This window comes from Brucella pituitosa, from assembly GCF_965577835.1.
GTDB lineage: Bacteria > Pseudomonadota > Alphaproteobacteria > Rhizobiales > Rhizobiaceae > Brucella > Brucella pituitosa.
The window spans coordinates 1,750,875-1,772,752 of record NZ_OZ264092.1 but is presented as its reverse complement, the minus strand read 5'-3'; the positions used below and the strand labels follow the sequence as shown (position 1 = coordinate 1,772,752).

Sequence of the window (21,878 nt, the reverse complement as noted above, 5' to 3'; positions counted from 1 at the left end):
GATCAAAACTCCGGTTTTGGAGCAAGCGGCGTGGCGGGCGCAGCGCTCGACTGATAGGCCGCTTCGACCAGCGCCATCGTGTGCCATGCATCTTCGACCGAGCCGATAAGCTCTGCATCTTCGCCGGTTGCGAAGCGCTGCAACTGCGCCATGCGGTTGAGGAAAGCATCAGGGAACCACGCGCCTTCAAGCGGCACGGAAACCCAGTCGTCCCCGCCCTTTGGCTTGATCCAGAGCTCGTCCGGCTCTCCACGCGGATAATCGAGATTGACGCCAAGTTTCACATAGGCAGCGCCCTCGGTGCCGCAGATGCGAAACTCGCAAGCCTGAAACTTGCGGCCGAAATCATGGTCGTGATTGACCGACAGCGCGCAGCGGACCCGGTCGCCATAATCAAGAATCGCGGCGGTTCGGGTCTGAGCCACATCGTGGTTCGGGTGGCCAATCGTTTTGGCGTGAACGCCGAGCGGATTGCCGAGCAGACCGCGCACGAAATCCAGATAGTGGATCGAATGCATGGCAATCTCGATGCGTGGCAGACCTTTCAGGAACGGCCACAGGCCCCAAGGGGTCGCAAGCGCCAGCCATGCGTCGAAATCCACCACTTCACCAAGCAAGCCCTTATCGACAGCATCATAAAGTGCCAACATCATTGGCGCGAAACGCAGCTGGAAATTCACCGCCGCTTTCAGATTGCGCGCGCGGCAGACTTTCAGAATTTCCGTTGCTGCGGCAAGATCGCTGCCCATTGGCTTCTGGATCAGAACAGCCGTACCTTCCGGCAATTGCGCGAGGATCGAAGCATGGGACGACGGCGGCGTTGCCAGATCGAATATCGCGCCTTCAACCGCAAGCGCCTCTTCAAGACTTGCAAAAGCCTTCACGCCCCACTGTTCGGCAAGCGCTGATGCCTTATCCAGATTGGGGTCGAAAATGCCCGCAACCGGAAAGCCCCCTTGCTTATAGGCAGGCAGGTGCGCGTCGCCGACAATGCTGCCCGCACCGAAAATCACGATGGGTTTCAGTGTGCTCGGCTTTGGCCACCATTGGCGCAGGCTTTTCGGATCAAAAGCTTCAGTCATGATGGAAAACCTCCTCCATCATGGCCCACCACTCGCCGTCTTTGCGGGTTTCAAGCGGCTTCTGGCATGGCATGCAGACCGACCACCATTCCTGATTTTTCGGGTTATCGGCCATCTTCTTCATGTCGGCTTCAAAGTCGGTGCCGACATAGTCCCATGTGCCAAAAAGCAGGTTCTCAGGCTCTTTGAGAAAGATCGTGTAATTGGTGATGTTGCATTCGGAAATGAGCGCCAGAATTTCCGGCCACACGCTCGCGTGCAGCTTTTTATATTCTGCGATTTTTTCAGGCTTCAGCCCGATCACCATACCCATTCGTTGCGCCATTACGACCTCACGATCTCGCGGGTGAATTCGGAAACCGATCGCGCGCGCACGACATCCCAATTCCACGAAATACCAATGCCCGGCTCGGAAGGCGCAATGGCGTGACCGTCGCGGATTTCCATACCTTTGGTGGTTAGATCATCAAGCTGCGGAATATATTCGACATAGCGCCCGTTCTGCACGGCACAGGTGAGGCTGACATGCAGCTCCATCAGGAAGTGCGGGCAAACCGGAATGTCGAAGGCTTCTGCGGCATGTGCCACTTTCAGCCATGGCGTGATGCCGCCGATACGCGCCACATCCACCTGAACGATGGAGCATGCGCCCTTCTGCATATATTCGCGGAAATGGCGGATCGAATAGATCGATTCACCCACTGCAATCGGTGTCGGGGTGGAACGGGTCAGGCGGATATGGCCATCGAGATCATCCGCCGGAAGCGGCTCTTCAATCCAAGCGAGATCGAGTTCTTTCAGGCGCTCGGCACGACGAATGGCTTCGTCGACCGTAAAGCCCTGATTGCAGTCGGTCATGATTTCAAAGCCATCGCCCACGGCTGCACGAACAGCCGAAAGACGCGCATAGTCTTCCGAACCATGCGGCTTGCCAATCTTCACCTTGGAGCCGGAGAACCCCTTGGCTTTGGCTTGCAAAGCATCCTCGACCAGCGCTTCTTTCTCGATATGCAGCCAGCCACCTTCGGTCGTGTACAGCGGGCAGCGATCCTTTGCACCACCTGCAAGCTTCCACAGCGGCAGGTTCTGTTTCTTCGCACGCAAATCCCAAAGGGCCGTATCAATCGCAGCCAACGCCAAAGCGGTAATCGCGCCGATGGTTGTGGCGTGGGTTGCAAATTCAAGCTTACGCCAGATCGCCTCGATGCAATCCGCATCCTCATTGAGGATCAGCGGCACCAGATGGTCGTTCAACAGGCGCATAACGGACGAGCCGCCCGTGCCGATGGTGTAGCTGTAGCCCGTACCCACCGCACCATCACTGTCGGTGATGGTGACGATTGGCGTTTCCTGACTGACAAAGCTCTGGATCGCATCGGTGCGCTTGACCTTCGGTGGAAGGTCGACCATGCGCAGTTCGACTTTTTCAATACGCGCCATAACTATACCGCCAGACTCTTGCCGCTTGCAGCATCAAACAGATGCGCCTGCGACAGATCAAAATGCATAGAGATCGCTTCACCGGAATTGAGGTGACGCGGGTTCAGCATACGCGCCACCCATTCCTTGCCGGCGAACTCGACAAAAACCAGCGTTTCATTGCCAAGCGGCTCGGTGATCGAAACGCGCAGTTCGCCCTCATGAACGGCGTCTCCCGATGAAAGCCCATGGCCTTTCGGAAACAGATCATCCGGGCGCAGGCCGAACGTGACCTTTGCACCATCCTTGACCTGAGCCTTGAATTGGGCAGGCACCGGCAGACGATCACCATTGGCAAAAACCAGTTCCGCTCCCTGCACGGTTGCCTCTGCCATATTCATCGGCGGCGAGCCGATGAAGCCCGCAACAAACTGCGTTGCCGGGCGCTTAAACACTTCATCCGGGGTTCCGACCTGTTCAATATGGCCGTCACGCATGATGACGATGCGGTCGGCCAATGTCATGGCCTCAACCTGATCATGCGTCACATAAACGACGGTGGACTGCACCTTGGCATGGAGCTTCTTGATCTCCGTGCGCATCTGCGTGCGCAGCTTCGCATCGAGGTTCGATAACGGCTCGTCGAACAGAAACACTTCCGGATTGCGCACAATCGCGCGGCCCATGGCAACGCGCTGGCGCTGACCGCCTGAAAGCTGTGCCGGACGGCGTTCCATCAAGGCTTCAAGGCCAAGAATAGCGGATGCTTCATTGACGCGACGGTCGATTTCCGCCTGGGGCTGCTTGGCGATTTTGAGCGAGAAACCCATGTTTTCGCGCACAGACATATGCGGATAAAGCGCATAGGACTGGAACACCATCGAGATGTTGCGATCACGCGGCGGCAGATCGTTGACCACCTTGCCGCCGATTTCGAGCGCGCCGTCGGAAATGCTTTCAAGACCTGCGATCATGCGCAGCGTCGTGGACTTGCCGCAGCCCGAAGGGCCAACAAGCGCTACAAATTCCTTGTCGGCGATTTCGAGATTAATGCCATGCACCACTTCGATTGTGCCATAGCGCTTGACGAGATTTTTAATGGAAAGCTGAGCCATTGTAATATCAACCTTTAACCGCGCCGAACGTCAGACCAGCAACGAGATGCTTCTGAACGATGAATGTGAGGGTCAGCGCCGGAATAATCATCACGACCGCCAGCGCACACATGCCGCGCCAGTCGATGGTGAATTCAGCGGTGTAATCGAGAAGACCGACAGGAAGGGTCTTGGAATTAATGGAGCGGGTGAGCTGGGAAGCCAGCGCATATTCGTTCCAAGAGGTAAGAAAGGCGAAGATACCTGCGGTCGCAATGCCGGGACCAGCGAGTGGAAATTCCACCTGCCAGAAGGCCTGCCAGCGCGTGCAGCCATCAATCTGGGCTGCTTCCGCCAGATCCTTCGGCACCTGACGGAAGAAGCCGTCGATCAGCCAGATCGTAAACGGCACATTGAGCGCCACATAGGTGATGATCAGGCCAAAATGCGTATCGATGATGCCGATGCGCGAATAGAGCATGAAGAGCGGCAGCGAAAGCGCAATGCCCGGCACCGAGCGCGTCAGCATGAGGCCGAGGAAGGTCGTCGACTTCCCCCAGAAGCGGAAGCGCGCAAACGCATAGCCACCCGAAACGCCGACGATCAGCGCAATAATGGTGGATGTGACCGAGATAATCAGCGAGTTGCGGAAATAATCCCAGACCGGAATACCGCCGCCGCCTGCGCCCGAGAACATGGCACGATAAGCCTCGAAGGTGATTTCCTGCGGAATCCAGACCGGCGGCTTTGCCATGATTTCGACTGGCGGACGCAGCGAGGACAGCACGATCCACAGACCGGGCAGGCAGATGATCGTCATCGCGAGAAACAGGCCGATGAGGTACGCGACTTTCTTGACGCGACGTAGCAGGCGATGCTGATCATTAGAGAGGGTTTTGGAAGCCATGATTACCACTCCGCTCCAATTTGCGCGCGTGCGGCTGCAAGCTTGCGGAAGAACATTACGGTGAAGAGGATCGACAGCAGGATCGCGACATAGGCCATGGCATTGGCCAGCCCCATCTGCGCATCCGAATAGGCGGTGCGTCCAACCAGCGTCCAGATCAGCTCGGTTCGCCGTGCCGGGCCACCATCGGTCATGATCTTCACGATGTCATAAGCGCGCGCCACATCAAGCGAACGAATAGTCATTGCGATGAAAGCAAAGGGCATCAGATAAGGCCAGATGACATAGCGGAATGTCTGCCATGGCGTGCAGCCGTCGACGCGCGCGGCTTCAACCGGGTCCTGCGGCATGGACAGAAGACCGCCCAGAATGAGGATTGCAAACACCGAGGTCGACATCCAGACTTCTGCCAGCAAAATGGCAAACAGCGCCAGATTACCGTCGATCAGCCACGGAATAGCCTGGCTGGTGATGCCCAGAGATTGCAGTGCATTGTTCACAAGACCGATATTGTCGTTGAACATGAACTTGAACTGGAAGCCGACGAGCACCGGCGAAAACATCATCGGGAACATCATCAGCGTGCGCAAAACACGCTGGCCATGGGTGGCCTTATTGATGAGCAGCGCCAGACCTAGACCGAGCAACATTTCCAGATTGAGCGCGATGGTGAGGAAGATCACCGTGCGAATGAATGCAGCCCAGAACACCCAATCACTCATGATGCGCTGATAGTTACGCAAGCCGATGAAGTTGAACAGGCTTTCAGGACGCGTCAGCCGGAACGGCGTGAAGCTTGAATAGAGCGAAAGCGCGAGGGGAAACAGAACCACCGCTGCGAGAATGATGAAGGCCGGAAGCAAAAGCAGAACCGGCGGGGAAATTCGTTTAAACATTGTTCTTCCGAAGCGGTCATTAAGCGCAAAAGTGGCCCGCCCCGGTTAGAGCGGGCCATGAAGTCATAGTTTAAATCAAACGGCGGGCTTAAAGCTCGCCCGCATCCTCAAGGATCTGCGTTGCCTTCTTGGCTGCATCATCAAGCGCCTGCTGTGAGGTCTTATCGCCAAGGATCGCCGCCTGAAGTTCAGGATAAACAGCGTTGGAAATCTCGATCCAGGATGGGGTCTGCGGAACCGGGAAAGCGGTCTTTGCCGTTTCCTGGAACACCGAGAGAACTTCCTTCTTGTATGGATCGGAAGCAGCCTGTTCGATGACATAATCCCAGACGGCGGTGCGGGTTGGCAGCGTACCTGCCGCCGATTCCTGCTTCTGCGAATCCTCATTGGTCAGGAACCAGACGAGCGATGCGGCAGCTTCCTTGTTGTTGCAGGTTTCAGTGACCGAGAAGCCATGATGACCTGACCAGCCAGTGCGCTTACCCGATGAACCTTCCGGCGCGACGGCGATACCGACATTGCCTGCGACTTTCGACGACTTTGGATCGTTGAAATAGGTCGCCCAGCCCGGCCAGTCCAGATTGAGTGCAATGGTGCCGGATGCAAAGCCAGCGCCCAACTCATCCCACAGATAGTTGGTGGTGCCTGCAGGAACGGCCTTGGCCTTGTAAAGATTGACGAACCAGTCGAGCGCACGGACACCGGCTTCAGAATTGAAAGCAGGCTTGCCGTCCTTGAGATATTCGCCGCCTTCAGCGACTAGCATTTCATAAAAGCGGCCATTGATCGCTTCTTCCTTGCCCGCAAACTGCGTGCCGTAGAAATTTGGCGGGTCAGCGAAGAACACAGCCTGATCGGAAACTTCCTTCCAGGTCTTTGGCGGCGCCAGATCGTAGCCGTATTTTTCCTTGAATGCCGCCTTCTTGGCGTCATCTTCGTAGAGGCTCTTCTGATAGTAGAGCGCCGAGACATCGTATTGCGCGCGCGGCAGCATGATCAGCTTGTCGTTAAGCGTCGAAGCCTTGATGACCGATGGCACGAAGCCTTCGATTTCTTCCTTTGGAACCAAAGCGTTCAGGTCGGCATAAAGGGTAGGATATTGTGGCGCAAAAGACGAGTGGTTGGAACCAACACACCAATTTATCGAGCCGGATGCAATGTCCGACTTGATTTCCTTGTCCAGCTCGAAGTGGTTCTTCTTGGACAGAATGTTGACCTTGGCACCGGTCGCTTTTTCCCATTCGGCAATGCGCGAATACAGCGCTTCATACTGCTGACCGCCAATGAGCTTGGCGTCAATTGTAACGCCTTCAAATTTGCCCGGAAGTTCCGCAGCCCCCGCAGAAACCATACCCAGCGCAAGCAGGACTGAACCTGCCAGCACAGATGTCGTAAAATTCCTCATGCTTTCCTCCTCATGACGGGCACCTCCCGTGCCCGCACCCAATTGTAAATTGTGTATTTATATGCAAACATAATATTCACAGCCGGTCAAGGCGCTTTCGCTGCGTTCACGACTTTCATCACTTGCGATGTTCGTATATGAAGAAGGCTATTCATGAAGGGGGCCAGTTTGGAAACGGATGATCGCTACCGCGCGCCTGCGCTGGACAAGGGGCTGGATATTCTCGAATTGCTGGCGAGCGTCGATGGCGGCTTAAGTCAGGCCGAGATTGCCAAATATCTCGACCGCAGCCCCAACGAGTTTTATCGGATGCTCGATCGTCTGGTGAAGCGCGGTTATGTGACCAAGCTCGAAGGCGACCGTTATTCTCTGACGCTGAAGCTGTTCGGTCTTGCACATCTGCATGCGCCGGTGCGCAGACTTGCATCATTCGCCACGCCCTTCATGCGCGAACTCGCAGACCGCTCAAAGCAAGCCAACCAGCTTGCCGTGTTTGATCGCGGTTCTGTTGTGGTGATCGCCCAGCAGGAAGCCCCGGATTATTGGGGAATTTCGATCCGCGTCGGCTCACATATCAGCCTGTTTGATACAGGTTCCGGCCATGTGCTTTTAGCCTTCCGCTCGCCGGACGAGCGCAAGATGATGATCGCCGAATATGTGAAGGGCGGCGAAAGTGCACAGCTTGACGACAACTTCTATGAGCGTCTCGATCAGATCCGCGAGCGCGGCTACGAGATGATGCCAAGTGCGCAGGTGGCTGGTGTCTATAACCTCTCGGCACCGATTCTCGGGCCGGACGGCACATGCATTGCAGCGCTCACCTGTCCTTATGTCACGCTCGTTAATTCGGCATCAGCACCCGACATCACACAGACGATCAATTTGCTGCAAAAGACGGTCAAAGACCTGTCGAAGCTGGTTGGTTCCGATATCGGAACAACTGATTAAACAGCAGTGATAATTCTTATTTGAAAACTCTCTTCTTTTTTGAAAGTATGACATCGGAGGAGAGTTTTCATGATTATCGATACCCATCTGCATCTGATAGACAAAAGCGCGCTCAACTATCCATGGCTGGGAGACGTACCGGCGCTCAACCGCGACTTTCTGTTTGACACCTATCGGAAGCAGGCCGAACGCTGTGGCATTACAGCAGCGCTGCATATGGAAGTGGATGTTGCGGCTGATAGCATTCAAGCCGAGACGCACCATGTTCAGGATATTTCAATCGCGAATGGTGGCTTCATAAAAGGTGCAATTGCCTCCTGCCGTCCGGAAGAACCGGGCTTTCCCGAATATCTCGAATTGCAGCTTGGTAATCCTTTCGTCAAAGGCTTTCGTCGTGTGCTGCATGTCGTACCTGATGACGTTTCTGAGGGTGTTCTTTTCCGCGAGAATATCAAGCGGTTGCAAGGCACTGGCCTGACCTTTGATCTCTGCACACTCCCACACCAGACCGACAAGGTGCTGGCACTTGCCGATCTCGCACCAGACGTGCAATTCGTGCTCGATCACTGCGGCGTTCCGGACATCAAGTCAGGTGCGCTGGACGGCTGGAAAAAGGGCATTAACGAGATTGCGCAGCACGACAATGTGACGGCAAAGATTTCCGGTGTGGTCGCCTATGCCGATGCTGAAAGCTGGACCGTCGACACTGTGCGCCCCTATGTAGAGCATGTCATTCAGGCCTTCGGCTGGGAGCGGATTGTGTGGGGCAGCGACTGGCCGGTCTGCACACTAGCGAGCAATGTCGATGCCGGGCTTTCGACATGGGTGGCGACAACCCATGCGCTTCTTGAAGGATGCAGCGAAGACGAAAAAGCGCTGCTTCTCTCCGAGAATGCAACGCGTCTCTGGAAGCTATAAAATTGATAAAGCTGGCGGATTAACCGCCAGCCAATTTGTTGAATTAAAAGCTTTCGCGGAAAAGCCGATTGAGATCGGCCACGACATCTTCCGCCTTCTCATTGTTCAGCAAGCCCTTATTGATACGCTCGGAAGCCGCTTCCTGAAACGGCATATAACCGTCATGGCGCGGACGCACCCATGCACCTTCCAGCGTCGCGCGCGTATCGCGGTAGAAGTCAGACGTCGCCGCATTCACAGCATCGTCCTCCCAAGCATCTGCATGTCCCGGCTGACCGTTGGAAGCCGCATAAAGCCCCTTCTGCACCTCGCCACTTGCGATCCAGTAAGCAAAGTCGATTGCTGCTTCAGGATGTTTGCTGAAGGCTGAAACAGCAATGCCCGTACCGCCCAGAGCAGAACCCGCAACCCCCGCCGCACCCGCTGGAATATCCGCAAAGCGAATCAGTCGATCACGGAAGCCCGGCATGGCATAATTCACATAGCCATAGATTAGCGGCGAACAGGCAATATCCGAATCCGGCTTTGCCATTTCTTCAAACACCGCAATCGGGTCCATGCCGAAACATTCCGGCTTTACGAGCGAGGCAATCTCACGCAACTGCTCAAAAGCTTGTGAGCCATCCTCAACAGAGATCAGCTCGCCTTCGACCGCGCAGGGCGTTCCAGCATTGGCAACGAGAGTATAAAAACACATCAGCGAATGCGGTGAGCGCAGTGGCAGCAGAACTTTCCCGGCGCGGGCTAGACGCAGCACCTCACCCCATGAGGTGGCTGGCTTGTCCATCAGGTCCGGACGCCATGCCTGAACCTGTGTGGCGGCATCAAGCGGAAATGCCCATTGCCGCCCTTGCCAGTTATAGCTTGGGAAGGACTGGCCCACAGAACCATCGGCAAGCGCCTTCAGTTCCGCCTCGCGACCCGCCACATCAAGCGGCACAAGGCAGCCTTCCTTGGTGATCTGGCCCACATGCGGATGATCGATCACGATCATATCGAAATTGCGCGCCAGTTCCTCAACCGGAAAGGTCTCGAAATCCTGTAGCGACCGCTTTTCCCACTCGATTTCAACGCCCTTGTCAGCAAGCCATTGCTCGGCACCTGCAACCATCGGATCATAGCCACGCGGATGGCTCCAGGTCATGCCTTTAAGCTTGATCGTGCTCATAGACCGAACTCCTCGCGAATTTCTTTGCTGTTTTCGCCAATGCGCGGGGCTGCGCGTGCAACCTTCGGGCGCTGTCCGTTGATGCGCAGTGGGGAACGTGTGGTGGTGATGGAAACATCATCTTCACGCGTCACAGTCTGGAGCATGTCGAGAGTTGAAAAACCTTCGCTTGCAAGCAGTTCTTCCCAGTTGAGAACGCGCGCGCACCAGATATCAGCTGGTTCCAGAATGGCGAGCCATTCATCGACCGTCTTCGTGGCAACACAATCAGCGATCAGCCGCTTGATTTCATCGCGCTTGGCAAAAGCCAGTTTGGCATCCTCAATGAAAGGTGCAAGCGTATCTGTTTCAAGCAGTGGTGCGAGTTTCGCAATCGGCATCATGGCAATCGCCAGATAACCGTCCGCTGCTGGATAGACACCGTAAGGTGCTGCAAGATAGGCATGCGCGCTGCGGAAATCGGAACGCTTTGGCAGGCGGCGACCATCGTTAAGGTGGGTGGTCAGCACTTCAAACTGGAAATCAACCAGCGCTTCAAGAAGACTGGTCTCGACATGCGAACCTTTATTGGTGATGCCGCGGCGAACCAGCGCTGCGAGAATTCCCTGTGCTGCTGCTGCGCCCGCCAGCATATCGGCAACCGCCAGACCGAAGGGCACCGGTCCCTGCCCTTCATCACCATTGAGCCACATGAGGCCCGAGCGCGCCTGCGCCAGTAGGTCCTGTCCCGGACGCCCGACCCACGGTCCCTCTTCGCCGTAGCCACTGATGGAAGCATAGACAAGGCGTGGATTTATCTCTTTGGTCGCTTCGTAATCAAGACCAAGACGCTTGATGACACCGGGACGGAAATTCTGAATAACCACATCGGCCTGTGTGAGAAGCTTCTTCAACGCAGCTAGATCGTCAGGATTTTTGAGGTCAATCGCAAGGCTGTCCTTGCCGCGATTGATGGCATGAAAAATCGTGGAATCGCCGCCGATTTCCGTGTCGCTCAGATAGAGCCTGCGTGAGAGATCGCCGCCATCGGGCCGTTCAATCTTGATGACGCGTGCGCCCAGATCCATCAGACGCAACGAGCAATACGGCCCCGACAGAAACTGGCTCATATCAACAACGACAAGCCCGCTCAGCGGCAGTTCGCTTTCCGACATCGGGAAATTCCCTCCTCATGAATTTCTTATGTGAATACAGTCTTCACATATGGATTTATAGAAGGCAAGGCTGAAATTGGGGTAAAAATGCAAAAACGCCGCCCGGTTGGGCGGCGCTTTCAGTCCCGATTTGATGAATTGGATTGCATGTTAAACCTCGTTACTGGCCAGTTCCAGCAGTGTCCAGACGTGATCCGCGAATGAGTTCCACACTTCGATCCGGTAATGATCGGCATCCCACTTCAACAGAATGATCTGGGCATGATCGAAGATCGTGCGGGCAGCACCTGGAAAGCTCATCTGCGAAAGCTCAAGCGGGGAAGCGGCATTCAACAGCCATTCGGCTTTGGGCCCGGAAATATCGATGCCGGTTTCCCGATGGCTTACTTCCGTCAGGCTGTGCGGCTCTGTTTCATAAAGCGTGGCGAAAGCCTGCGTAATCGCAGCACCCTTGGCTTCATCAGCCCAGATATACCATTCATCCGGTCCGATGCAGGCAACGGCAATCTCGTCCGTGCGGATCAAACCGCCGATCTTTGCCGGGATTTTTGCGCCCAGCGCTTTTTCGGCCAAGGCCAGTTTTGCCGGGGCAATGCGCAGGATGAAACGGGCGGCATCATCGGCTGCATGGATTTCCAGACGACCGGGAATGACGACCTTGCGGTTCGAATAAGGTTTTGTCTCAACAAGCATGGTTCAATCCTTATCCGTTCAGTTTCTTGCCTTCGGGATCATAGAAGACCATTCCCGAAACCACAGCCTCATGCACTGTGCCATCAGGCATCGGCATATAAAGCGTTTCACCCATACGATCCTTGCCACCGGAGACCACTGCCATGGCGATGGAACGACCAAGCGCCTCGCTCCAATAGGACGAGGTGACATGACCAAGCATGGTCATCGGCAGCGCCTGCTTTGGATCGGCAACAATCTGCGCACCTTCTTCCAGCACCAGCTTCGGATCGTTGGTGAGCAGACCCACAAGATGCTTGCGATCCGCTTTCAGCATATCCGGACGCGCCAGCGAACGCTTGCCGACGAAATCCGGCTTCTGCTTGCCGACAGCCCAGCCAAGGCTTGCATCATCCGGCGTAATCGTGCCGTCAGTGTCCTGACCGACAATGATATAGCCCTTTTCAGCGCGCAGAACGTGCATGGTTTCGGTGCCGTAAGGCGTGATGTCGTATTGCTGACCGGCCTCATAGAGCGCCTTCCAGAGTGACAGGCCGTAACGGGCAGGCACGTTGATTTCATAGCCCAGCTCGCCGGTGAAGCTCATGCGGAACAGACGCGCTGGCACGCCAAGGAATGTGCATTCCGCCACCGACATATGCGGGAAGGCTTCATCGGAAATATCCAGACCTTCAACCATTGGCTCAATGAGCTTGCGCGCATTCGGGCCATTGATTGCCACCACTGCCCACTGTTCGGTGGTCGAGGTCAATGAGACTTTCAGGTCAGGCCATTCAGTCTGGAGATAGTCTTCCATCATGTTGAGAACACGCGCGGCGCCGCCGGTCGTGGTCGTCACGTGGAAGCGATCCTGCGTCAGACGACCAACAACACCGTCATCGCGGATGAAGCCATCCTCGCCGAGCAGCAAACCATAGCGGCAGCGCCCGACACCAAGCTTCGTCCAAGGATTGGTATACATGCGGTTCATGAATTCCGCTGCATCCGGGCCAACCACTTCGATCTTGCCAAGCGTTGAGGCGTCGAAAATGCCGAGTGACTGGCGGGTTGCCTTGCACTCGCGCGCCACGGCCTGATGCATGTCTTCGCCGGTTTTCGGGAAGTACCATGCGCGACGCCACAGCGAGACCGGCTCGAAAGCAGCACCGTGCTGTTCGGCCCAGCTATCGATTGGCGTCTTGCGCGTGACATCAAACAGCTTGCCGCGATTGTAACCGCAGAAAGCACCAAAGGTTGTTGGAGTATAAGGCGGGCGGAAGGTGGTGAGACCAACCTGAGGCGTTGGGCGCTTGAGCGCATCGGCTGCAACCGCCAGACCGTTAATGTTCGAGGTCTTGCCCTGATCGGTCGCCATGCCATTGGTGGTATAGCGCTTGACGTGCTCGATGGAATGGAAACCCTCGCGCACGGCCAGACGAATATCCTTGGCAGTCACATCGTTCTGGAAATCGATGAAAGCTTTGGCCTTGCCCGGATCGCGATCAGTTGGCAGTTCGCGACAGCTTACGCCGTCACAGACGAAATCACCGGCAACTGCATATTCAGATGCTTTGGCCTTATGCCCGGCATCGGAGGCAGCAGCGGCACCCGCTTCCGCACCCTCGCGCAATGCGGCCTGCAGGTCGAAATTGCCATTGCCTGCACCGGCACAGCGGCTTTCCTCGGTGCGTTCGCCCGGCAGATAAATCTGACGCGCTTCATCCCAGACGAGAGAGCCTTTCGTGTGCGAGAACAGATGCACGCTCGGATTCCAGCCACCGGACATCAGCAGCACATCGCAGGCAATGGTACGTGCAGCACCAACCGAGCCATTGGAAACCGGATTAGCCCGCACAGACGACACGCGATGGCGTCCGCTGGTATCCGTCACAGTCCAGCCGGTTAGTGTTTCAATGCCGAGCATTTTTGCGCGGTTAATAAGGCTGTCGGCAACGCTTGAACGCACGTCGATGATGGCCGGAACCTTCACACCTGCAACAGCGAGGTCAAAAGCCGCAAGCCATGCACTGTCATGCGAGGTGACGACGACAGCCTGATTGCCGACCTTAACGCCATAGCGATTGAGATAGGTGCGTGCGCTCGATGCCAGCATCACGCCGGGACGGTCATTGCCTGCAAAGACCAGTGGCTTTTCGATAGCGCCCTGCGCCAGCACCACCTGCTTTGCGCGCACACGCCACATACGCTCACGCGGCGCATTGGAGGCAGGCTTGGCCTGATGATCGGTCAGGCGTTCGCAAAGACCAACCATGTTCTGATGGTAATAGCCAATGGCCGTCGTGCGCGGCAAAAGCGTGACATTCGGATTGGCTTTCAGCGCTGCTATAGTTTCATTGAGCCAGTCCCAGCTTGCGCGGCCATTGATGACCGGCTCCGGTTCCGACAGAAGCGAGCCGCCAAATTCTGCCTGCTCGTCAACGAGGATAACCTTCGCGCCACTCTTTGCGGCTTCAAGGGCAGCCGCCAGACCGGCAGGTCCACCACCAGCGATCAGAACGTCGCAGAAAGCATAGCGGCTGGCATAGGTGTCCGGGTCTGGTTCGGATGGCGACTTGCCAAGACCCGCAGCACCACGGATGAAAGGCTCATAGACCTTGTTCCAGAAGCTTTTCGGCCACATGAAGGTCTTGTAGTAAAAGCCTGCCGAGAAGAACATGTAGAACGCATCATTGATCGCACCGACATCGTGCTTCAGCGACGGCCAGTGGTTCTGGGTTTCAGCCTTGAGACCATCATAGAGTTCCAGCACCGTGGCGCGGGTGTTCGGCTCGTAACGGCCCGGTCCACGCGAAACACCCATCAGTGCATTTGGCTCTTCGGAACCGGCAGAAAGAATGCCGCGCGGGCGGTGATATTTGAACGAGCGACCGGCCAGATGTTCGCCATTGGCAAGCATGGCGGATGCCAGCGTATCACCTTCAAAGCCGGAATAGGTCTTGCCGTTGAGGGTGAACCGAACGGACTTGGCCTTATTGACACGGCCTTTGTTATGAATGCGCATATCGGTCATTATTTCGTCTCCGCAGCCGGAGTTTCTGCCAAAGCAGGACGGGGCTCACCGGCCTTGTAGGTGGTGACAAACTTGTCGCTCACCGTGTCGCGCACCGCATTGAAAAAGTGGCCGCAGCCATTGATATGCCGCCAGCGTTCATAATGGGTGCCGCGCGGATTGGAGCGCGTGAACAGGAAATCGCGCCATTCATCATCGGAAAGCGTCGAGGGGTCGGCTGGGCGCGCAATATGCGCTTCGCCCGCATAGGCGAATTCCAGCTCTGGGCGTTCCATCTCGCAATAAGGGCAACGGATAAGAAGCATTTTGTGTTTCCCCTATTCCTTAGTGAGCCACGGCGGCAGCAGCCGCTTCATCGATCAGACGACCGGTGGTGAAACGTTCCAGCGTGAAGGGTGCGTTGATCCAGTGTGGTTCGTCGCGGGCAATCGTATGGGCAAAGACATGCGCCGAACCCGGTGTCGCCTTGAAGCCGCCCGTACCCCAGCCGCAATTGACAAACAGGCCCGGAACCGGCGTCTTGCCAATGATCGGCGAGCGATCCGGCGTGACATCAACAATACCGCCCCATTTGCGCAGCATCCGCATACGGGTGAAGATCGGGAAGACTTCGCAGATGGCCGCAAGCGTATGCTCGATCAGTGGCAGGCCGCCACGCTGGCTGTAAGACACATATTGATCAGTGCCCGAACCAATCACCAGCTCGCCTTTGTCGGACTGGCTGATATAGGCATGAACCGTGTTGGACATGACCACGCATGGGAAGATCGGCTTGACCGGCTCGGACACGAGCGCCTGCAGCGGATAGCTTTCAAGCGGCATCCGCACGCCTGCCGTATCCATGACGACGGATGTGCTGCCAGCAGCAGAAACCGCCACTTTCTTGGCCTTGATGAAACCGCGTGGCGTATCAACACCTGTCACACGGCCCGATGCATCGCGGCGAATGGCCGTGACTGGGCAATTCTGGATGATATCAACGCCGCGCTCAGTCGCACCACGAGCATAGCCCCAGGCAACCGCATCGTGACGGGCCACGCCGCCGCGCCGCTGCAAGGTGGCGCCAACAACCGGATAGCGCGCATTGGCTGAAATATCGAGCGGCGGGCAGTATTCCTTCGCCTGCTCCTTGGTCAGCCATTCATTGTCGATGCCGTTGAGACGATTGGCATGGATGTGACGCTTGAAGCTCTGCACATCATGCACCGTATGGGCCAGCATCATCACGCCGCGCTGCGAGAACATGACATTGTAGTTGAGGTCCTGACTCAAGCCTTCCCACAGCTTCATCGCATGTTCGTAGAGATGTGCGCTCTCATCATAGAGATAGTTGGAGCGGATAATTGTGGTGTTGCGCCCGGTATTGCCGCCACCAAGCCAGCCTTTTTCGATGACCGCGACATTGGTGATGCCATGTTCCTTGGCCAGATAATAGGCGGCCCCCAGACCATGCCCGCCCGCGCCGACGATGATCACGTCATATTCGGCCTTGGGCTCGGCATTCGGCCATTGTGGCTTCCAGTTCTTGTTGCCGGACAGCGCATTTTTAATGATAGAAGCTGCAGAAAAGCGGGACATGTACAAACCACCAGTCTTACGGTTCATGCACCCATGCGGCACACGAAAAATCTCTGACGATATTTGTATTGGCTCACGAGCAAGATCGACAGCAGGCTTGCGTCAAAAGACGTCACAAATACGACATTTGCACCATTTCGCGACATGGCGAAGATCGGAGGGCCCAAGTGTTGCAATTCGCGTCTGACAAGGACAGTAGTGGAACCCGATTTGAACGCGCCACATCAACTTCGACTGGATTGCTAATGACCGACACACTGCCGCTTAAGCCGCTCGATTTGCCTGAAGGCGAATTCGCAAGTCTCGTGCCGAATGCCAGATTGCAGCAGCAGTTCCAGTTTATTCTTGAAGTCGAAAAACTGAAGCAGGTGATACGACGGACACCTCTTCTGGATGGCTCGCGGCGCGAAAATGATGCCGAGCACACCTGGGAGCTGGTGCTGATGGCGATGGTCTTGCAGGAACATGCGAATGAGAACGTTGACCCGCTGCGTGTGCTCAAGATGCTGATCATCCATGACATCGTTGAGATCGATGCAGGCGATACCTTCATCTATGACGACGCGGGAGCGCTTGATCAGGAAGAGCGCGAAATACAGGCAGCCAGCCGGATATTTGGCATTCTGCCCGACGATCAGGCGTTGGAGTTCCGCGCCCTGTGGGATGAGTTCGAGGCACGCAAAACGGCAGAAGCGCAGTTCGCCCGCGCGATGGATAGGCTACAGCCGCTCCTCCATAACTTCTTCACCAGTGGCGGAACCTGGCACACGCCGGGCGTAAACGCATCAGACGTACTGGATAGAAAAGCGCCTATTTCGCAGGCATCGGACACACTTTGGGAAGCCGCTCAGCGGATAATCGCAGAAGGCGTAGAACGCGGATATCTCAAACAGGGTTGAACTAAACTTTTTAGTTTTGGCTGGATATCGCGAAGCTCTGGTTGCCTTCTCGGACGACCGGAAGGGGCTGCTACGTCCCTAATATTAGTGATTAATAATATTAGAAAGCCTCCAAATAGTTTTTATCAAAATAGGACAATATTGTTGTCCTTTTCTCTTTTCTTTTATTGCGTGAAGCGCTACTCAAGCGTTCATAAACGCCTCTTTATAGAGGGATAAAAGCAAGAAAGGTGATTTCGTGACTAGGGAAAATCTACTTGAAAGTGCGCTCGTTCGTCTTGATGAAGCCGCAAGCCATATCAATATCGATCCGGATGTTATCGAAAAGCTGAAATACGCCCGCGAAACCATGAAAGTGCGGTTGATGATCCGCATGGACGACGGCTCGCGTAAATCCTTTCTTGCATGGCGTTGCCGCTATGACGACACCCGCGGACCAACCAAGGGCGGCATCCGTTATCACCCCGAATCAACGGCTGAAGAAGTCGAAACCCTCGCTTTCTGGATGACCTTCAAATGCGCCGTCATGAACCTGCCTTACGGCGGCGGCAAGGGTGCAATCCAGGTTGATCCACGCAAGCTTTCCAAGGCTGAGCTTGAGCGTCTCTCACGCGCCTATATTCAGGCTTTCTCCGGCATTATCGGCCCGGATCGCGATATTCCAGCACCGGATGTCTATACCAATTCCATGATCATGGGCTGGATGGCAGACGAATATTCGCAGATCGTCGGCCAGTCTTCGCCTGCGGTTATCACCGGCAAGCCATTGGCGCTAGGCGGCTCGCTGGGCCGTAACGATGCAACTGCACGCGGCGGCTTCTATCTGGTTCGCCATTTGGCTCACGACCTCGGCCTCGCTGCACAGCTCCGCGTCACAGTTCAGGGTTTCGGCAATGCCGGTCAGTTCTTTGCGAAGCTTATGGCCAGCGACGGCCACAAGATTGTAGCCGTATCGGATTCGTCGGGTGCTGTTTATTGCGCGAATGGTCTTGATCTCGATCTGCTGCTGGCTGCAAAAGAACAGGGTAAGTCGGTTGTTTCCACCGCCGGCAACAAGGGCCATGAGGCGATCAGCGCTGATGAACTGCTTGCTGTTGATTGCGATGTTCTGGCGCCAAGCGCCATGGAAAACATGATCCATGTCGACAATGCTGCATCCATCAAGAGCAAACTGATTGTTGAGCTCGCAAACGGTCCTGTGACGCCAGAAGCCGACAAAATCCTTGAGGAAAAGGGCGTTATCGTTCTGCCGGATATTCTGGCCAATGCCGGTGGCGTGACGGTTTCCTATTTTGAATGGGTTCAGAACCGCCAGGGCTATTACTGGACGCTTGAAGAAATCCATGAACGCCTGAAAACCATCATGGAACGCGAAGGCCGTGCCATCTGGAACCATGCCAAGCAGCACAAGGTTACTGTCCGCTCAGCAGCTTATGTGCATGCGCTGGAACGCCTTGCACAGGCCATCGAAGCCCACGGTACGCAGAACTATTTCTCTGCTTGATTGCGTATTTTGAAACTGCCCTCCTGTCAGATAGCTGACAGGAGGGCATTTCATCGGCAAGCGTCTTTTGCCAGACGGCTATGGTCCCGTCCCTTAACATAACAATCGTATAATACTTGGCCGTAAGGCTCTTTGAATGACGTCTTGCCGTCCCTATATCCTGTGAAATCACGATACAGCGAGGAACGGGATGAATATCGGGCAGGCCGCCAAAGCATCGGGCATATCGGCGAAGATGATCCGCCATTATGAAACCATCGGGCTTATCGAGGCTGCCGACAGAACCAGCTCGGGCTATCGCGTCTATACGCAGAATGATGTCGAAACGCTGCGTTTCATCCGATCAAGCCGCGATCTCGGATTTCAGGTCGAACAGATCAAGGAACTGCTGGCGCTCTGGCGCGACCGCAACCGCGCGTCTGCCGATGTGAAGAAGGTCGCACTTCAGCATGTCGAAGACCTCGAAGCAAAGATGAAGCAGTTACAGAACATGGCCGAGACGCTGCGCCACCTCGCCCATAATTGCCAGGGCAATAACCGTCCCGACTGTCCGATTATTCAGGAACTGGCCACCCATAGCGTACAAAAGCCTGTGCGCCCCGCGCCTCGGAAGGGCGAGTTGCTGCACGGAAAAGTTTAAAACGCTCTTTGGACAAGAGACATATCAAAAAGGCAAAACGCCGGGAATTTCCCGGCGTTTTTGTTTGATGTGCTCTGTCGGTTTATTTTTACGCGCATCTTGTTCCGAAAACCGCTTCACACTTTTCGGGATGCGCTTTATTTCGGCAGTGTATAGGCAATCACGTAGTCGCCCGGCTTGGTGCCGACAGAACCATGACCACCTGCAACCATCAGCACGAATTGCTGATCATCGACCGTATAAGTCATAGGTGTGGATTGCCCGCCTGCAGGAAGACGTGCTTCCCACAGAACCTCACCATTGGTGAGATTATAGGCGCGGAGATAATCATCCACCGCAGCACCCAGGAAGGCTACGCCACCTGCCGTAATCATCGGCCCGCCAATACCCGGCACACCAACCTTGAATGGCAGTGGGACCGGAGCCATGTCGCGGATGGTGCCATTGCGGTGTTTGTAAACCGTCTTACCAGTTCGCAGATCAACACCGGCAACATAGCCCCATGGTGGCGACTGACACGGAATGCCGAGCGGGCTTAAGAATGGTCCCATGAAGACGCCATAAGGCGCGCCGTCATTGCGGTTCAGCCCCTGTTCGCTGCCCTTCTCGTCCTGACCTTTCGGCGGAATATCCGCACGCGGCACAAGGCGGGAAGTGAAGGCTAGATAGGTCGGCATGCCGAACATCACCTGACGCACCGGATCGACTGCTACACTGCCCCAGTTGAAGACGCCGAAGTTGCCCGGATAGACAATCGTTCCTTTGAGCGAAGGCGGCGTATAGCGCCCTTCATAGAAATGCTTGTGGAATGAGATGCGGCAGGCCAGCTGATCAAACAGTGTGACGCCCCACATGTCGCTTTCTTTAAGCGGTGGCGGGCTGAATGTCAGATCGGAGATCGGCTGTGTTGGTGATGTATGATCTTCCGGAATTGCGCCTGTCGGGGCTGCAATCTCACTGATCGGAATGATCGGCTCGCCCGTGCGGCGATCAAGCACATAGATATCACCCTGCTTGGTCGGCCCAACCAGCGCGGGAACACCGTTGATGTCAAGAAGGACCGGCTGGGCTGGAACATCCATATCCCAAAGGTCGTGATGCACTGTCTGGCGCACCCATTTGATCTGCCCCGTATTCACATCGAGCGCGACGATGGAAGAGGAATATTTTTCGACATTCTCGCTACGGCCCATACCGAGCTGATCAGGCACCTGATTGCCGAGCGGGATATAAACAAGGTTGAGCTTGTCATCAACGCTGAAGACAGACCAGCTGTTAGGCGAATTGGTCGTGTAGTGCTCACCTTCGGGCAGCGGCGTCGTAACGTCCGGATTGCCCGAATCCCAGTTCCAAAGCAGCTCACCCGTGCGGATATCGAACGCGCGGATAACACCCGACTGTTCTTCAGTCGAATAGTTGTCATTGACTGCACCGCCGACGATAATCTTGTCGCCGACGACTGCCGGTGGCGAGGTCGAGTAATAATAGCCCGCCGGGTTATATTTCATCCCATGGCTGAGATCGAGCGTACCACCATTGGCAAAGTCAGTGCATATTTCGCCGGTAGCAGTATCAAGCGCGATCAGACGGGCATCCGAAGTCGGCAGATAAACGCGCTCAGAGCATTTAGCACCAGCACTCGCGGTTGTATCCTTCCAGTAGCTTACGCCACGGCAGGTCTGATGCTGACGGTCTGTATTGAAACCAACCTTCGGGTCGAACTTCCACTTTTCCTTGCCCGTAGCCGCATCAAGCGCAATCGCCCAATTATGCGGCGTGCAAAGGAAAAGCGAGTCGCCAATTTTGAGCGGTGTCACCTGATAGGTGGTTTCACCCACATCCTGTGGCTGCTTCACATCGCCGGTCTGATATTGCCAGGCGACCTGAAGCTTGGCGACATTTTCAGGCGTTATCTGAGCAAGCGGCGAATAGCGCTGTCCGTAAGGCGTCCGCCCATATTGATGCCACTCGCCATCAGGCACATTGCCACCAAGATCAGGCGTTGCAGCGACCTTTTCCGTCGGCAGGTCGCCCTTGATGTTGGTCGGGTCCTGCGTCATCGAATAGCCCGCCACAACGAGCGCTGCGAGCGTCGCAATGGTCAATGGCAATCCCCCGCCATTAAGCGGTTTCCGGATCCATGGTGTCAGCAGCCACAGGCCAAGCAGCACAATGATGCCGCCAGTGGAACCCAGTCGCCACCAATCAAAGCTGACTTCATAAACGGCCCAGCCAAGCGTTCCGAGAATGACCAGCGCATAAATCCAGAGCGCCAGAGCATTTCGTTTGAGAAGGAAGAAGCCTGTCAGCAGAAAACCGACAGCGATGATGATGAAGGCCCAGCTGCCACCCAGCGTGGCGAGATAAATCCCGGCTACACCGAGCGCAAGACCAATCAGTATCAATACAATAGACGTAAGAGAAACAAGCAAGACATTACCCCCTTCAAGTAGTGACTGCAGTCCCGCCGTGCATGACTGTTAATCTATTGAAAGCTGCACGGATTAAACCGAATTCGAGGTATTCCTGATTTGGGTGGAAGTGTCGCAGCAAATCCTTTGCC

Annotated in this window: 19 protein-coding genes; 5 read left to right on the top strand and 14 right to left on the bottom strand. The window is 55.6% G+C overall.

Annotation, left to right across the window (positions count from 1 at the left end; genetic code table 11):
• Nucleotides 1–2 precede the first annotated feature (2 nt).
• From ACSME1_RS08470 to ACSME1_RS08440, 7 genes are all read right to left on the bottom strand, one after another.
• Nucleotides 3–1,082: a Gfo/Idh/MocA family protein gene (locus tag ACSME1_RS08470; protein ID WP_105705446.1), complete on the bottom strand. Its 1,080-nt coding sequence runs from the start codon at nucleotides 1,080–1,082 to the stop codon at nucleotides 3–5.
• The gene (locus ACSME1_RS08465) at nucleotides 1,075–1,407 is read right to left on the bottom strand and encodes an L-rhamnose mutarotase (protein WP_100559913.1); all 333 of its coding nucleotides are present in this window, start codon (nucleotides 1,405–1,407) and stop codon (nucleotides 1,075–1,077) included. The genes ACSME1_RS08470 and ACSME1_RS08465 overlap by 8 nt, the downstream gene beginning before the upstream one ends.
• Complete coding sequence (locus ACSME1_RS08460; RefSeq protein WP_105705448.1) at nucleotides 1,407–2,522, bottom strand: mandelate racemase/muconate lactonizing enzyme family protein; 1,116 nt, start codon at nucleotides 2,520–2,522, stop codon at nucleotides 1,407–1,409. The genes ACSME1_RS08465 and ACSME1_RS08460 overlap by 1 nt, the downstream gene beginning before the upstream one ends.
• Before the next feature lie 2 nt (nucleotides 2,523–2,524).
• On the bottom strand, nucleotides 2,525–3,616 hold the full coding sequence (locus ACSME1_RS08455) for an ABC transporter ATP-binding protein (RefSeq protein WP_024898096.1): 1,092 nt from the start codon (nucleotides 3,614–3,616) through the stop codon (nucleotides 2,525–2,527).
• Between the two features lie 7 nt (nucleotides 3,617–3,623).
• Nucleotides 3,624–4,502: a carbohydrate ABC transporter permease gene (locus ACSME1_RS08450; protein ID WP_105705449.1), complete on the bottom strand. Its 879-nt coding sequence runs from the start codon at nucleotides 4,500–4,502 to the stop codon at nucleotides 3,624–3,626.
• Between the two features lie 2 nt (nucleotides 4,503–4,504).
• Nucleotides 4,505–5,398 (bottom strand): carbohydrate ABC transporter permease, encoded by an 894-nt coding sequence (locus ACSME1_RS08445; protein WP_024898098.1) that lies wholly within the window; start codon nucleotides 5,396–5,398, stop codon nucleotides 4,505–4,507.
• A gap of 88 nt (nucleotides 5,399–5,486) precedes the next feature.
• Entirely contained in the window at nucleotides 5,487–6,803 is a 1,317-nt protein-coding gene (locus ACSME1_RS08440; RefSeq protein ID WP_094541376.1) for an ABC transporter substrate-binding protein, read from the bottom strand.
• A gap of 153 nt (nucleotides 6,804–6,956) precedes the next feature.
• Here ACSME1_RS08440 and ACSME1_RS08435 point away from each other — a divergent pair, with 153 nt between their 5' ends.
• Nucleotides 6,957–7,751 (top strand): IclR family transcriptional regulator, encoded by a 795-nt coding sequence (locus ACSME1_RS08435; RefSeq protein WP_036567467.1) that lies wholly within the window; start codon nucleotides 6,957–6,959, stop codon nucleotides 7,749–7,751.
• A 69-nt stretch (nucleotides 7,752–7,820) separates the two neighbouring features.
• A complete protein-coding gene (locus ACSME1_RS08430) occupies nucleotides 7,821–8,669 on the top strand; it encodes an amidohydrolase family protein (protein ID WP_105705451.1) in 849 nt (282 codons plus the stop codon).
• Between the two features lie 43 nt (nucleotides 8,670–8,712).
• Here the strand turns inward: ACSME1_RS08430 and ACSME1_RS08425 are convergent, their stop codons facing one another.
• The 6 genes from ACSME1_RS08425 to ACSME1_RS08400 form a co-directional block, all read right to left on the bottom strand.
• Nucleotides 8,713–9,837 (bottom strand): extracellular solute-binding protein, encoded by a 1,125-nt coding sequence (locus ACSME1_RS08425; RefSeq protein WP_105705453.1) that lies wholly within the window; start codon nucleotides 9,835–9,837, stop codon nucleotides 8,713–8,715.
• Nucleotides 9,834–10,991 carry a CaiB/BaiF CoA transferase family protein gene (locus ACSME1_RS08420; protein WP_024898102.1) on the bottom strand — a complete coding sequence of 386 codons (1,158 nt, stop codon included), beginning with the start codon at nucleotides 10,989–10,991 and terminating at the stop codon, nucleotides 9,834–9,836. Before ACSME1_RS08420 ends, ACSME1_RS08425 begins: the two co-directional genes overlap by 4 nt.
• Nucleotides 10,992–11,141: 150 nt before the next feature.
• On the bottom strand, nucleotides 11,142–11,684 hold the full coding sequence (locus ACSME1_RS08415; RefSeq protein WP_100559925.1) for a sarcosine oxidase subunit gamma: 543 nt from the start codon (nucleotides 11,682–11,684) through the stop codon (nucleotides 11,142–11,144).
• Between the two features lie 10 nt (nucleotides 11,685–11,694).
• A complete protein-coding gene (locus ACSME1_RS08410) occupies nucleotides 11,695–14,694 on the bottom strand; it encodes a sarcosine oxidase subunit alpha (protein ID WP_105705454.1) in 3,000 nt (999 codons plus the stop codon).
• Complete coding sequence (locus tag ACSME1_RS08405; protein ID WP_024898105.1) at nucleotides 14,694–14,999, bottom strand: sarcosine oxidase subunit delta; 306 nt, start codon at nucleotides 14,997–14,999, stop codon at nucleotides 14,694–14,696. The genes ACSME1_RS08410 and ACSME1_RS08405 overlap by 1 nt, the downstream gene beginning before the upstream one ends.
• Before the next feature lie 19 nt (nucleotides 15,000–15,018).
• The gene (locus ACSME1_RS08400; protein WP_024898106.1) at nucleotides 15,019–16,272 is read right to left on the bottom strand and encodes a sarcosine oxidase subunit beta family protein; all 1,254 of its coding nucleotides are present in this window, start codon (nucleotides 16,270–16,272) and stop codon (nucleotides 15,019–15,021) included.
• Between the two features lie 245 nt (nucleotides 16,273–16,517).
• On the opposite strand from ACSME1_RS08400, the gene ACSME1_RS08395 reads away from it, so the two are divergent.
• From ACSME1_RS08395 to cueR, 3 genes are all read left to right on the top strand, one after another.
• Entirely contained in the window at nucleotides 16,518–17,171 is a 654-nt protein-coding gene (locus ACSME1_RS08395; RefSeq protein WP_435654910.1) for an HD domain-containing protein, read from the top strand.
• 238 nt (nucleotides 17,172–17,409) lie between these two features.
• Nucleotides 17,410–18,675 (top strand): Glu/Leu/Phe/Val family dehydrogenase, encoded by a 1,266-nt coding sequence (locus ACSME1_RS08390; protein ID WP_024898108.1) that lies wholly within the window; start codon nucleotides 17,410–17,412, stop codon nucleotides 18,673–18,675.
• A 190-nt stretch (nucleotides 18,676–18,865) separates the two neighbouring features.
• The gene (gene cueR, locus ACSME1_RS08385; RefSeq protein WP_024898109.1) at nucleotides 18,866–19,315 is read left to right on the top strand and encodes a Cu(I)-responsive transcriptional regulator; all 450 of its coding nucleotides are present in this window, start codon (nucleotides 18,866–18,868) and stop codon (nucleotides 19,313–19,315) included.
• A 137-nt stretch (nucleotides 19,316–19,452) separates the two neighbouring features.
• Here the strand turns inward: cueR and ACSME1_RS08380 are convergent, their stop codons facing one another.
• Nucleotides 19,453–21,747: a glucose/quinate/shikimate family membrane-bound PQQ-dependent dehydrogenase gene (locus ACSME1_RS08380; RefSeq protein ID WP_105705456.1), complete on the bottom strand. Its 2,295-nt coding sequence runs from the start codon at nucleotides 21,745–21,747 to the stop codon at nucleotides 19,453–19,455.
• Nucleotides 21,748–21,878: the final 131 nt, after the last annotated feature.